This is a genomic window from Arcobacter sp. (genome assembly GCF_050300555.1).
In the GTDB taxonomy this organism is placed as follows: domain Bacteria; phylum Campylobacterota; class Campylobacteria; order Campylobacterales; family Arcobacteraceae; genus Arcobacter.
Genome location: NZ_JBNKXY010000024.1, coordinates 1 through 12,418 on the forward strand (window position 1 = coordinate 1; position 12,418 = coordinate 12,418).

17 protein-coding genes are annotated in these 12,418 nt (G+C 27.6%); 12 read left to right on the forward strand and 5 right to left on the reverse strand.

Annotated features, from left to right (window positions below; translation table 11 throughout):
• Positions 1 to 296 precede the first annotated feature (296 nt).
• A complete protein-coding gene (locus ACQY5W_RS12665) occupies positions 297 to 995 on the forward strand; it encodes a Bax inhibitor-1/YccA family protein (protein ID WP_428025337.1) in 699 nt (232 codons plus the stop codon).
• Positions 996 to 1,029: 34 nt separating this feature from the next.
• On the forward strand, positions 1,030 to 1,434 hold the full coding sequence (locus ACQY5W_RS12670; protein WP_428025338.1) for a thiamine-phosphate pyrophosphorylase: 405 nt from the start codon (positions 1,030 to 1,032) through the stop codon (positions 1,432 to 1,434).
• Here the strand turns inward: ACQY5W_RS12670 and ACQY5W_RS12675 are convergent.
• The gene (locus ACQY5W_RS12675) at positions 1,386 to 2,078 is read right to left on the reverse strand and encodes a methyltransferase (protein WP_428025339.1); all 693 of its coding nucleotides are present in this window, start codon (positions 2,076 to 2,078) and stop codon (positions 1,386 to 1,388) included. The genes ACQY5W_RS12670 and ACQY5W_RS12675 overlap by 49 nt on opposite strands.
• Before the next feature lie 70 nt (positions 2,079 to 2,148).
• Here ACQY5W_RS12675 and secG point away from each other — a divergent pair, with 70 nt between their 5' ends.
• The 7 genes from secG (at position 2,149) to ACQY5W_RS12710 (ending at position 8,053) form a co-directional block, all read left to right on the forward strand.
• Positions 2,149 to 2,511 carry a preprotein translocase subunit SecG gene (gene secG / locus ACQY5W_RS12680; RefSeq protein ID WP_428025340.1) on the forward strand — a complete coding sequence of 121 codons (363 nt, stop codon included), beginning with the start codon at positions 2,149 to 2,151 and terminating at the stop codon, positions 2,509 to 2,511.
• Between the two features lie 19 nt (positions 2,512 to 2,530).
• On the forward strand, positions 2,531 to 2,677 hold the full coding sequence (locus tag ACQY5W_RS12685) for a hypothetical protein (RefSeq protein WP_428025341.1): 147 nt from the start codon (positions 2,531 to 2,533) through the stop codon (positions 2,675 to 2,677).
• Between the two features lie 19 nt (positions 2,678 to 2,696).
• The gene (frr, locus tag ACQY5W_RS12690; protein ID WP_428025342.1) at positions 2,697 to 3,254 is read left to right on the forward strand and encodes a ribosome recycling factor; all 558 of its coding nucleotides are present in this window, start codon (positions 2,697 to 2,699) and stop codon (positions 3,252 to 3,254) included.
• A 2-nt stretch (positions 3,255 to 3,256) separates the two neighbouring features.
• Complete coding sequence (gene pyrE, locus ACQY5W_RS12695; RefSeq protein ID WP_428025343.1) at positions 3,257 to 3,865, forward strand: orotate phosphoribosyltransferase; 609 nt, start codon at positions 3,257 to 3,259, stop codon at positions 3,863 to 3,865.
• Between the two features lie 6 nt (positions 3,866 to 3,871).
• Positions 3,872 to 4,357, forward strand: a complete 486-nt coding sequence (locus ACQY5W_RS12700; protein ID WP_428025344.1) for an RDD family protein — start codon at positions 3,872 to 3,874, stop codon at positions 4,355 to 4,357.
• The gene (locus ACQY5W_RS12705) at positions 4,357 to 5,445 is read left to right on the forward strand and encodes an MFS transporter (RefSeq protein WP_428025345.1); all 1,089 of its coding nucleotides are present in this window, start codon (positions 4,357 to 4,359) and stop codon (positions 5,443 to 5,445) included. The genes ACQY5W_RS12700 and ACQY5W_RS12705 overlap by 1 nt, the downstream gene beginning before the upstream one ends.
• A gap of 67 nt (positions 5,446 to 5,512) precedes the next feature.
• Positions 5,513 to 8,053: an EAL domain-containing protein gene (locus ACQY5W_RS12710; protein WP_428025346.1), complete on the forward strand. Its 2,541-nt coding sequence runs from the start codon at positions 5,513 to 5,515 to the stop codon at positions 8,051 to 8,053.
• Positions 8,054 to 8,060: 7 nt separating this feature from the next.
• Here the strand turns inward: ACQY5W_RS12710 and ACQY5W_RS12715 are convergent, their stop codons facing one another.
• The 3 genes from ACQY5W_RS12715 to ACQY5W_RS12725 form a co-directional block, all read right to left on the reverse strand.
• Positions 8,061 to 8,798: a YaaA family protein gene (locus ACQY5W_RS12715; RefSeq protein ID WP_428025347.1), complete on the reverse strand. Its 738-nt coding sequence runs from the start codon at positions 8,796 to 8,798 to the stop codon at positions 8,061 to 8,063.
• Between the two features lie 7 nt (positions 8,799 to 8,805).
• A complete protein-coding gene (locus ACQY5W_RS12720) occupies positions 8,806 to 9,222 on the reverse strand; it encodes a YchJ family protein (RefSeq protein ID WP_428025348.1) in 417 nt (138 codons plus the stop codon).
• A gap of 61 nt (positions 9,223 to 9,283) precedes the next feature.
• A complete protein-coding gene (locus ACQY5W_RS12725; RefSeq protein ID WP_428025349.1) occupies positions 9,284 to 9,655 on the reverse strand; it encodes a hypothetical protein in 372 nt (123 codons plus the stop codon).
• A 110-nt stretch (positions 9,656 to 9,765) separates the two neighbouring features.
• On the opposite strand from ACQY5W_RS12725, the gene ACQY5W_RS12730 reads away from it, so the two are divergent.
• The 3 genes from ACQY5W_RS12730 to ACQY5W_RS12740 all read left to right on the forward strand — a co-directional run bounded on the left by ACQY5W_RS12730 (position 9,766) and on the right by ACQY5W_RS12740 (position 11,948).
• Complete coding sequence (locus ACQY5W_RS12730; RefSeq protein WP_428025350.1) at positions 9,766 to 10,158, forward strand: hypothetical protein; 393 nt, start codon at positions 9,766 to 9,768, stop codon at positions 10,156 to 10,158.
• Complete coding sequence (locus ACQY5W_RS12735; protein ID WP_428025351.1) at positions 10,158 to 11,327, forward strand: YbfB/YjiJ family MFS transporter; 1,170 nt, start codon at positions 10,158 to 10,160, stop codon at positions 11,325 to 11,327. Before ACQY5W_RS12730 ends, ACQY5W_RS12735 begins: the two co-directional genes overlap by 1 nt.
• A 102-nt stretch (positions 11,328 to 11,429) precedes the next feature.
• Positions 11,430 to 11,948, forward strand: a complete 519-nt coding sequence (locus tag ACQY5W_RS12740) for a rhodanese-like domain-containing protein (protein WP_428025352.1) — start codon at positions 11,430 to 11,432, stop codon at positions 11,946 to 11,948.
• 66 nt (positions 11,949 to 12,014) lie between these two features.
• On the opposite strand, the gene ACQY5W_RS12745 is transcribed toward ACQY5W_RS12740, so the two are convergent.
• Positions 12,015 to 12,418 (reverse strand): aldehyde dehydrogenase family protein (locus tag ACQY5W_RS12745; RefSeq protein ID WP_428025353.1); only part of this gene is annotated, 404 nt, incomplete at its 5' end.

The window sequence follows — 12,418 nt, forward strand, 5'->3', positions numbered from 1 at the left end:
TACTTCTTTAAACCGTAGTTTGTTAAAGAACTCAACCCTTCGTGACCTTCTGTCACTCAAATTGGACGGGAATTATAATAGGTTTTTTTATCTTTGTCAAGAGGTTTTCTTTAATGTTGGCTTAAATTTTGGAAAATTTTTTAATTCGTATTTTTGTTATATATATTATATGTATTTAGCCATATTTAACACTTATTAATTATGTATTAGAGTTAATTATTAAACTTAAAGATATTATTAAGCTTTACATATTAGAATTACACTGTATATATAAAATACATATAAAGGAATATAGAATGTACAATAGAGATTATTTATCTCATAAAGATACAACTCAACAATATACGCAAGAAACATCAAAAGTTGAATTAATGAGCTTTTTAAAAGCAACATATCAATTGTTTGCGGGTTCATTACTTGCTGCAACTGCTGGAGCTTATATTGGTTTAGATATGGTTTCTACAATAGCAAGTTGGTATTGGGGATTAGTAATATTAGAATTCGTACTGCTATTTGGTTTATTTGCAGTTAAAAATAAACCTGGAATTAATTTAGCAGTTTTATTTGGATTTACTTTTGTAAGTGGTTTAACAATTACTCCATTACTTGCATCTGTATTTGCAATGCCTGCAGGTGCATCAATTGTAGCACAAGCATTTTTAATGACTTCAGTTGCTTTTGGTGGAATTTCAATGTTCGCACTTACTACTAAAAGAGATTTTTCTGGTATGGGTAAAATGTTGTTTATTGCACTTATTATATTAGTAGTAGGTTCAATTTCTAATATTTTCATTCAAGCACCATTATTACAACTTGGTATTGCGATGGTTGGAGCGCTATTATTTTCAGCGTTTATTCTTTATGATACACAACAAATTATTAAAGGTGGGTTTTCAACTCCAATTGAAGCAGCAATTGCTTTATACTTAGATTTCTTTAATCTATTTATTTCATTACTACAAATACTTGGTATTTTTAATAGTAGTGATGACTAATAGCTAACTCCCTTGGGAGTTAGTTCCTTCAAATATGAACAATACTGAATTAAGACTTATTGATGCAAATTTAAATCGCCTAAGAGAGGGGATTAGAGTTGTTGAAGATATCTTTAGATATGTTTACAATAATAAAGAAATAGCTTCAAAACTTAAAGATTTAAGACACAAATCAAGAATAGATATCTATGACAAACTTTTAAATTCAAGAGATATAAAAAATGATATATTAAAAAAATCTACTCCATCAGAGCAAAGTAGAGATAACTTAAACTCTATTTTAATTGCAAATTTTAAAAGGGCTCAAGAAAGTTCTAGAGTGCTTGAAGAAGTTTGTAAACTAGAATCAAATAATAATAGTGAAGTTTTTAAATATATAAGATATGAACTTTATGATTTAGAAAAAGCTTTAACAAATATAACTTCAAACTCTAAATAGTTTAAATCGTACTCTTTATAAAGTTTTTTGGCATCTTTAAAACTTAGAGATTTTCCTCCACTAACACCTGATTTTTTTATATAATCAAAAAGTTTTTTCTTATTATCAAATTCTAAATTATATTTTATAGTTTCAAATTCACAGTCACAATGCCTTAAAAAAGCCTCTTTAATTGACTCTTCATCTAAAATTGGTGATTTATTATTGGTAATAGTTTGAATTGTTTTAAAAGTATTAGAAGTAAATAGTACTGCAAAAATCTTTGGAGAGATTGAACTTAAGGCTTTTACAATTTTACTTAAATCCTTAGACCATTGTAATGCAGAAGAAGAGATAATGCAGTCGTAATTATCATTTTTTATATTATCAATAAAAGCTTCGCTATCAAAATCAAAACATAGTACATCTATATTTTCTGCTTTTGGGTGAAGGTCACACATACTTTGTGAAAAATCTATTGCTTTATAATAATCATATTCCCAAGAAATATGTTTTATAATCTGTCCAGAACCACAACCTAATTCTAAAATTCTTTTTGGTTCATCTTTTATATCTCTAATGATAGATTTTGCGACAATTTGTTGTATGATGTTGTATGAATTGTATTGATTTGCATATTTTGAAAATTCATTTTTTACGGACATAAGCGAATCTTAACTTTTTTTTAATAAATTTTGGATAAAATACCTACCATTTTTTCAAAGGAATAAAATTATGACATCAACACTTTTAGTAGTTCAATTTATTTTAGCAGTACTATTAACAATTTCTATCTTACTTCAAAAAAGTTCAAGTATGGGATTAGGTGCTTATAGCGGAAGCAACGAATCTTTATTTGGAGCAAAAGGTCCTGGGAACTTTTTAACAAAAGCAACTATGATTTTAGGATTAGTTTTTGTTTTAAATACTCTATTTTTAGGATACTTATATAATGAAAATAGACAAAAAAGTGCAGTTGACAATGTGAAAACAGAGAGTTTAATTCCAGCAACTCCTGAAGCACCTCAAGCGCCAATAGCTCCAACACCAGCACTTCCTACTGCGCCAGCTGTACCAACGGTACCAACTACAAAGTAGTTGATTTGAAGTAGCCTAAATGAAAGATTTTTTTCAAATGGCTATTTCTTCTTTTAATAAAAAAGATAATAAAGTGTTCTTTTGTAATATAAAAAGAGCACTTCTTATCAAAAACTCATTACAATTAATAATAGTAAATAATAAATGGTATAATAGCCAAATTTAATAAATCAAAAGGAGAAATAATGATAAATGAGATTTATTCAGAAACAAAAGAAAAAATGGAACATGCAATAGAAGCATTAAAAAGAGATTACAAAACACTTAGAACAGGTAAAGTAAGTACTGCTATTTTAGATGGTGTAAAAGTTGATTATTATGGTACTCCTACTGAATTAACTCAAGTTGGTTCTGTATTAGCTTCTGATGCAACTACAATTGTAATAAATCCTTGGGAAAAAAATCTTCTAGGACCAATTGAAAAAGCTATTCAAAATGCAAACATCGGTGTTAATCCAAACAATGATGGTGAAATAATAAAACTATTTTTCCCACCAATGACTGTTGAGCAAAGAAATGAAAGTGCAAAACAAGCAAAAGGTATGACTGATAACGCAAAAGTAGCAATTAGAAATATTAGAAAAAATGCAAATGATAAAGTTAAAGTTCTTCATAAAGATAAAGAAATAACTGATGATGAAAACAAAAAAGCTCAAGATGAAATTCAAAAAATTACAGACTCTTATGTATTAAAAGCAGATGATACTTTTAAAGCAAAAGAAGCTGAAATATTAAAAGTTTAATCATGGTAGTTGAACAAATATATAAAGATGCAAATGCACTATTAGAGGGACATTTTAAATTAAGTTCAGGTAATCACTCTAAATATTACTTGCAATCAGCAAAGGTTTTAGAAGATCCTAAAACTGCAAAACTTTTAGCAGAAGAGTTAGCAAAACAAATTAAAGAATCAGGACTAAGAGTTGATGCTGTTTGTTCACCTGCTCTTGGTGGTTTAATTGCTGGATTTGCCCTAGCTACTGCCCTTGATGTAAGATTTATCTTCGCTGAAAGAGTTGATGGAGAGATGACTATAAGAAGAGGCTTTGAAGTAGAAAAAGGTGAAAAATATATTGTCTGTGAAGATATTATTACTACTGGTGGTAGTGCTTTAGAAGCTGCACATCAAATTGAAAATGCTGGCGGAGAAATTATTGCATATGCTGCATTAGCAAACAGAGGTTTTTGTTCAAGAGTTGGAAGTGACCTAGAACCAAAAGATAGCTGTAAATTACCACTTGACAAACCACTTTTTGCATTAGATGATTTTACATTTGAAATGTATTCTCCTGATGATTGTCCTATGTGTAAAGAGGGAAGCGAAGCTTATAAACCTGGAAGTAGAGGAAACTAATTCCAAATGAGTAGATGGAGAGATATTAAAGGTGGTAAAAAAGACTTACCATCTGAACATTCTAAAAATGATGATTTGAAATCAAATATCTGTACATCTATTCCAGCAAGAATAAAGGCATTTATTGTTGATATGTTTATGATTATGATGCCTTTAGCCTATGCTACAACTTATATTTTTATGAATGGAAAAGATGACTTTCAAGGAAGCGAAGAAGCTAGATGGAGTCTATCTATTATTTATGGTTTAATAATAATTACATTTTGGATAGCAAAAGGTCAAACACCAGGATTAAAAGCTTATAATTTAAAACTAATCGATGCAAAAACAAAAGAAAAAATATCTTTCCCCAAAGCAATTCTAAGATACATTTGTTTTATATTTAGTGCAATGACTATTGTACTAGCATTTTTACCATTTTTTAGAAAAGATAAAAAAACGTTTCAAGACCTTGTATCAAATACACTTGTAATTCATACTTCTAATAAATAATGCTTTTCTTTAATTTATCAGCATTTTACTTTTTTTATTTTGCAGCAGTTGCTGTATATATAATTTTTATGCCAAAAGTATTACATGATATTGGATATACACCATCTGAAATTGGTATAATTTTCGCACTTGCACCATTAATGAGATTTGCAACACCATTTCTATTTTTAAAGCATATTAAACTTGACGAAAAGATATTCAAACTTGCACTTTTTACATCAATATTATCTTCAATAGGCTTTTATTTCACTCTAAATAATTTTTATACATTTATGTTAAATAATGCTCTTTTGGGTGTTTGTCTTAGTCTTATTTTGCCATATATAGAAGTAATAGCACTAAAAGAATTAGGAAAAGAGAAATATGGGAAATCAAGATTATATGGCTCTATTGGTTTTATGGTTATTGCCTTAGTTTTAGCAAAATTTCTATCTGAACCTCAAATTGCATTGCATTATTATCTAAGCATAAATATTTTAATTGTTATCTTCTCTCTTATGCTTTTAAAATATGATGTTCCCCATGAAGAGACTATAAGTTCAAAGCCCTTTTCTGTCTTAGAGTATTGGCCATTTTGGTTAAGTCTATTTTTTATGCAAATGAGTTTTGGAGGCTTTTATAACTTTTTTACAATATACGAAACAGAACATAATATCTCTTTAGAACTAACTTCATACCTTTGGTCATTTGGAGTTATTTGTGAAATTGTAATGTTTTATTATCAAGCGCCACTTTTAAAGAACAATTTATTAAACATAATCAAGTTTGCAATAGCAGCAACAACACTTAGATGGCTTTTATTATTTTTATATCCAGATAATTTATATCTAACATTTTTTACTCAATCAATTCATGCCTTTTCATTTGGACTATATCATAGTGCAGTAATCATTTATTTATACAAAATTTACGAAAATAAAAAACTTGCTCAACAATTTATGTATGGAGTTGCATATGGACTTGGAGGATTTGTTGGAGCATTAGTTGCTGGATGGCTGTATGGAGAGTATTTATTTTTATATTCAAGTATTTTTGCTCTTATGTCGCTTATCTTTGTATTTTTTATTAAAACTGAAAGAAAGATTTAACTATTTTTATAATACTATCAAGTAATTTGATTTTTATTTAACATGCTTTTAAGAGAGACAACCATTTATGATAAAAACACTAAAAAATTATTTTCGAATCTCAATTCTAACAATTAGTATTTTACTATTTCTTATTTTTTATTTTTTCTCATCAACAATACATACAAATTTAGCTATTGCAGAAAATGAAAAAATATCTCAATCCTTATCAAATCAAATCTTTAATTCTATGTATCAAGTTATGAGAAAAGGGTGGAGTAGAGATGAATTAATCCAATTTATGAATAATATTAAACACTCATTTAAAGAGTCTTCATATAAAATTGACATCTTTCGTTCTGATAAAGTAGAAGAATTATTTGGAAAAATAAATCAAAGTGAAATTACTCAAAATGTGCAATTAGTATTTGATAACAAACAAGAATTCTCCCAGTCAAAAGATAATAAAACTAAAATCATAACTCCAATTCTTGCAAAACAAGAGTGTCTTGCTTGTCATACAAATTCACAAGTTAATGATGTACTAGGTGCAGTAAAAATAGAGTATGACTTTAGCTCTCTTATTGAGCAAACAAGATATGAATACTTTCTTTTTTCATTGATAATCTTACCTTTTATGATACTTTCTGCTTTTTTTATTTCAGGAAATTTATTAAAGAAGATAAATATCTCTATAAATAATTTTAAGAATAAGATTGAAGGTATCAATAGTGTAAAAGATTTTAAAAAGTTAGATGTAAGTATCTCAAAAAATAGTTTTAAAGAATTTAATCAAATAATGCTTGGATTAAACGATTTAAGTACCAAATTAAAAAATATTGCTGTAGATAAAGATATACTTGAATTTGAAGTTAAATTATTGGATAAGATGATTATAACATCTGATGTAATTAGAGACTGGAAAGAGTATATAAAAGACTTATTGCACGAGATAAATATTGTTTTACCTGTTCATTGTCTAATTACAATATTTAAAACAAATGATGAGTTTTATGAAATAGAAATTTTTTGGTTGGGAAAACCAAATGATGAAGTTATTAAATATATTGACAATGTTGCAATAGATATGATTAAATCTCATCATAAACTTGATGCACTTGATTATGATATTAATCACAATTTTACAAATGAAAATTTCTGTTTAACCTCTTTGGCAATTGAAGATATAAGTCATGAAGCTAAATCAATCCTTCTAGATACGCCTAAAATAGGTGGAATAGTTGGATTAGGAATTCAATCTCAACTTGAAAAAGATTCAATTCAATCAATTGTGATTGACTCAATTCTAACAACTTTATTAAATCTAGTAGGTTCAATAAAAGCAATAAATAAATACACAGAAAACTTAGAATTTTATGCCACAAGAGATCCTTTAACTTCACTATTTACTCAAAGAGTATTTAGAGACCTTTTAGGATATGAAATAAAAAGAGCAGATAGACATAACTATCACTTTGGATTATTAGTTATTGATTGTGATAACTTTAAACCAATCAATGATACTCATGGACATAGCTTTGGAGATGAATTTTTAAAAGCATTGGGGAAAACACTATCTAACTCAAAAAGAGATGAAGATATCTTATCTAGATATGGAGGAGATGAATTTACACTAATTTTACCAGAGAGTGATGAAAAAGAAACATATACTGTCGCAAAAAGAATTTTAGATAGTATTGGAGAATTAGAGTTAATAGCACCCGATGGTTCAAAATGTAGTATGACAGTCTCAATTGGAATGGCAATATTTCCAGAACACTCTAAAGATGCAGTTGAACTATTTAATATCGCTGATGCCATGATGTATGAAGCAAAAACTATGGGTAAAAATTCTATAAAATTTCCAAATGAAGATGACTTAAAAGAGATTCATAAAGACGCAGAAGATAAATCAATGATTGTCTTAAATGCTATAAAAAATGAAAAAATCATTCCACACTTTCAACCAATAGTAAATGTAAAAAATAATATCTGTGAAATCAATGAACTCTTAATGAGAATCGAACTAAATAATACTTTATTGCCAGCTTCTAAATTTATAGAAACAGCGGAAACATTAGGAATTGTGCATAAAATGGATTATATGGTTATAGAAAAAGCTTTTGCAAAAATAAATGAGATAAATTATAAAGGTATTTTATTTATAAATCTTTCTCCAAAAGCTCTTATAATAAGTGAATTTATCAATAAAATTGTTAAGCTAGCTTACGAATACAATATAGATAGAGATAAAATAGTTTTTGAAATAACAGAAAGAGAAACTGTTAAAAGCTTTTCACTACTAGAAAAATTTGTACAAAATCTTAAACTAGAAGGTTTTAGTTTTGCTATAGATGACTTTGGTTCTGGTTTTTCAACTTTTCATTATATTAAAAAATTCCCGATTGATTATATAAAAATTGATGGTGATTTTATTATAAATATTCATAAAGACAAAAAAGACTTAGCTTTTGTTAAATCAATTGTTGCACTTGCAAAAGAGTTACAAGTAAAAACTATAGCTGAATTTGTAGAAAATGAAGAGATTTTAGAGTTTTTAAGAGAGATTGAAATTGATTATGTTCAAGGGTACCATCTTGGAAAACCAAGTAAAGAATTAACTATTTAATTCTTTACTAAACTATATCCATAATTAGTAGTTTAATCCCTTTTTTCTCTTGCATCTCAACAAGCTTTAATCCTGGTATTTCAGTATTCATAAATTCTGATAATGATTGTACATTTTTTTTAGCTAAAGTATTTAAAACCATCCCTCTGTAATGCTTAGCCCAATGGGAAACTACCTTACCATCTTTTAAAAATTTTAAAGTAATAACAGTGGCATTTTTAGGAGTATAAAATTTTTCATAAAAGCCAGCTCTTAAATCAACAATCTCATCACCAATATATTCATCTAAATCAGATGTAAAACTATCTTTATAAAATTTTTCAACATTTATCTTTGGAAGTTTTGCACCTTGTTTATATTTATAATCTGGGATTAAATCTGAAGCTTTTATTGGACCAAAAAGATTTGAAAATAAAATAACATTATCATCTATGTAAGCTTGTTCTTTTTCACCTAATTTATTGTATTCCAAAGCATCAAAAGCTACACCATTGTATCTTTGGATTGCTTTCATCGTAGGTTTATCTTTCAAACTCTCTTGGTATTTTTTTACATCATCTAATCTTTTTATTCCAAACCAAGTTGATAGTTCTTCTAAAGATAAAGATTGAACATAAGTTTCGTAGTTAGAAAAAACTTCCTCTCTGTAAGGGAAGTTCTTCTGTAAAAAAAAGTTTTCTTTTGAAAATGGTTTTTCTACTCCACCTTCATTTTTTGTTTCTGCAGGGGCTAATAATATTTTCAATTCTGTCCTAATCGTCTAAAAATTCGCCACTTCTATATAGCCATTTCCCATCTATTTTCAAAAACTTACTTTTCTCAATAAATGATACATCTAGTCCCTTTTGTTTAAGACCTAATTTAAATGTAACAAATGCTTCATCACTACCATCAATAAACTCAATAATTTCAAGTTTATTAAAATCTGTAGAATTTACAACATCTTGGATATCATCTCTCCACTTACTTTTATCTCTTGAATACTCTATATTTTCTTCATGGGTAGTATTAATTATATAATCAATATTTCCAACCACAAAAGCAGTAAATCTTGACTTCATTAACTCTAAAGCAGTTTCAGGATTTTTACCATCATGAAAAACTTTACAACAATTTAAATAACTTTTTTTACTTCCACATGGACAAGTTGCATGTTCATTATAAGCCAAATTCAGCTCCTAATTTTTTTTAATTCTATCATATTTTTAAATAAAAAAATATTTCAAAACACTAAACATGAGATATTAACTCTTTGTACTCTTTTGTTCTGATTTTTCTGTTGATTTCTCTTTTAACTATACTAAAGGCATACTTACTATCTCCACCACCAATTACAGCTTTTTGTGACTCACAAGCTGGACATAAAAAGTAAGTTTTATGTAATAAGAAATCATTTTCATAAACCAATACTTCATCGCATTTAGGGCAATGACACTTTAAATTTATAATATCTTTTTTCTTCCATTCCCATTTCCAAGGAACATTATATAAATTATCTTGTGTATATTTATAAAAATCCTCTTTAGTCATAAAAAAAACATAATATAAAATAAGACAAATCAAAAACAACCCAACACCAAGTGCTATATAAGTAGTATCCAAACAAATCCTTTATAAAAACTTATTATACAAAAAAATATATTTAATACAGCACTATATTTTTAGTTATATTTATAATGTTTAATGTATTATTAGAAAAACAAAGGAGAGATATGTTCGGAAATTTCCCACTAGAACTTGTTTCAAATATTATATCTGTGATTATTATTGTTATTATAATTGCTAGATTTATTAATTATAAGAAAAAAGTTGCAGTAATTGATGGTCTATACCATTTAGAAGAACAAAACAAATTAACCCCAGAAGATAAACAATTTATTTCTAAAAATCTTGCTGAATATGAAGTATTACATGTAAAACAAATTGCATTTAATAAACTTATGTATCCTGCTTTTATTCTTGTTGCTGGTATATTTTTTGTTTTCTTTGATTTTGCAAATGCAATGATACATATAAATATCCTTGTTGTTGCATATATTTATCTGTACATCAAAAAAATCCATTATAAAAACTATATTGACCTTCTAAAGGGCATTAAGATTTGATGAAATCTTTTTCCAAACTCTTTTTAGCATCATTTCTTATTTTGCTATCATGTTTAGGGTTTGGAAGATTTGCTTTTGGTATGATATTACCAAATATGCAAATGGATTTAAATATTTCAACTACATTGATAGGATTTATCGGTAGTGCAAATTTTGCAGGTTATTTTATAGGAATTATTTTTTCTAGTAAAATTTACTCTAAATTTAAAACTCCAATTTTAATCTCCAGATTACTCTTGCTTCAATCACTTTTTATGGGATTGATGGTTATTTCTAATAACTATTTATTAATTTCTATACTTTACTTTTTCTCTGGTTTTCTTGCAGCTATTGCAAATATTGCTATTATGGTTTATATTTCACACGCTGTACCGCAAAACATAAGAGGAAAAGCTTTAGGCATTGCTGTTAGTGGTAATGGCGTAGCTATAATATTTTCAGGATTTTTGGTTCCTTTTTTAGAAAATCTTTATCAAGTTTCATCTTGGAAAATTTCATGGTTAATTTTCTCAGCTATAATATTTATTGTCTCTATTTTTATAAAATATTTACTCTCTTATAATGTTGATAATAGTGTCAAATCTGATACAAAATTTTATGAATACAAAAACAATAAAAAGTTTTGGCAAATAGCTTCACTATATTTCTTATTTGGAATTAGTTATGTTGTATATGTAACATTTTTTGTAAGTGCAGCAATTGAAAAATGGCATCTTTCATCACAAATATCAGGTGTATTTTGGTCAATATTCGGTTTTATATGTATCTTCGGAGGTTTTATCTTTGGTGCTATTGCAGATAAATATGGTACTTTTAAAACTATTATTTTAGTATTTGGATTTCAAGCATTTTCTATTTTTATATTAATATTTCCCAGTCCAACATATGTTTTATTTATCTCCATATTTTTCTTTGCTATTTCTGTTTGGAGTGTTCCTACAATGATAGCTATGTTGTGTACTGAATTTTTTGGATTGAAAAAAACTGCTCAAGTCTTCTCTCTAGTAACATTAATCTTTGCCATAGGACAAATTTTAGGTCCAGTAGGAGCTGGCTGGATTTATGATACTCTGTTTTCTTATGATTATGTCTTCTTTTTTACATTTATTCTTAGCTTTTTAGGATTTTTACTTTCTATCATATACTCATATAAGGAAATAGAGATATAAAGGCTTTCATCAAATATTTATTATAAATTTTACTTATATTATATTAATCGAAATTTAATTTTATTTCATATAATATTTTCTTCTTTAACATAAGGAGTATTTATGAAAATTAAAATAATGATTAGTGCATTATTACTTGCTATGACAAGTTTAACTGCTAGTGAGTTCATTGGTTATAAAGGATTAACTAAAGAACTTAAGGCAGAAGCTAAGAAAAATGGTACATTTGCAACTGCAGCTGATGTAAAAGAGGCTCTAAAATCAAAAGATTGGTTAGTAGCAGATGTTAGAACAATGGAAGAGTGGGCGGGGGCACATATTCCAGGAAGTGTTAGAATAGGAAGACAAGCACCAGAAAAAGCTTTAGCATTACATGTTCTTGATGAAAATAATAAATTCATCAAACCAAATATCATCATAGTTTGTAATACTGCTTCAAGAGCAGCAATTGAAGCAATGTCTATCAAAAAATTAGGATTTGAAAATGTAAAAATTTATGGTATTGAGTATTGGATTGATGATTGTAATCCAGTAGAAACTGGTTATTCAAGCAAATCTAATAAACATGGTACTAAAAATAAATTCGGTGCATTTTTAGCAGAACATTGTTATAAAAAATAATTCAAATAACCAATAAAAAAGGGGAAGCATTTACACCTCCCCCTTCTTTATCTCTAATTTTAATAATTACAATACTGGTGATTTTATTACCATCAATTTCTCGTTTGTACACTCTTCCATTGAATGGTGTATCCCACCTAATCCTAATCCTGATGCTTTCGCTCCTCCAAATGGCATCCAATCTACTCTAAATGCTGTATGATCATTTACCATTACTGCTGTTCCATTTAATCTTTTTACTGCTTTTAATGCCGTATCTAGATTTTTTGTAAACACTGCTGCTTGGAAAGATACATCTAGGGCATTTGCTCTATCGAATGCGTCTTCTATATCCGAGTAAGAATAGATACACACTACTGGTCCAAATACTTCTTTTGTTGAAACCAGTGCATCATCTGCTGGGTTTACTATTACTGTTGGTTCATAACAAGAATCTGAAATCCTTTTACCTCCAGTTAGAATTTTCCCAC

Coding starts and splice junctions, on each gene's coding strand:
- pyrE (WP_428025343.1), top strand. CDS start 3,257: ATGGTAGTTGAACAAATATATAAAGATGCAAATGCACTATTAGAGGGA.
- ACQY5W_RS12700 (WP_428025344.1), top strand. CDS start 3,872: ATGAGTAGATGGAGAGATATTAAAGGTGGTAAAAAAGACTTACCATCT.
- frr (WP_428025342.1), top strand. CDS start 2,697: ATGATAAATGAGATTTATTCAGAAACAAAAGAAAAAATGGAACATGCA.
- ACQY5W_RS12705 (WP_428025345.1), top strand. CDS start 4,357: ATGCTTTTCTTTAATTTATCAGCATTTTACTTTTTTTATTTTGCAGCA.
- ACQY5W_RS12740 (WP_428025352.1), top strand. CDS start 11,430: ATGAAAATTAAAATAATGATTAGTGCATTATTACTTGCTATGACAAGT.
- ACQY5W_RS12685 (WP_428025341.1), top strand. CDS start 2,531: ATGAAAGATTTTTTTCAAATGGCTATTTCTTCTTTTAATAAAAAAGAT.
- ACQY5W_RS12710 (WP_428025346.1), top strand. CDS start 5,513: ATGATAAAAACACTAAAAAATTATTTTCGAATCTCAATTCTAACAATT.
- ACQY5W_RS12735 (WP_428025351.1), top strand. CDS start 10,158: ATGAAATCTTTTTCCAAACTCTTTTTAGCATCATTTCTTATTTTGCTA.
- ACQY5W_RS12730 (WP_428025350.1), top strand. CDS start 9,766: ATGTTCGGAAATTTCCCACTAGAACTTGTTTCAAATATTATATCTGTG.
- ACQY5W_RS12665 (WP_428025337.1), top strand. CDS start 297: ATGTACAATAGAGATTATTTATCTCATAAAGATACAACTCAACAATAT.
- ACQY5W_RS12670 (WP_428025338.1), top strand. CDS start 1,030: ATGAACAATACTGAATTAAGACTTATTGATGCAAATTTAAATCGCCTA.
- ACQY5W_RS12675 (WP_428025339.1), bottom strand. CDS start 2,078: ATGTCCGTAAAAAATGAATTTTCAAAATATGCAAATCAATACAATTCA.
- secG (WP_428025340.1), top strand. CDS start 2,149: ATGACATCAACACTTTTAGTAGTTCAATTTATTTTAGCAGTACTATTA.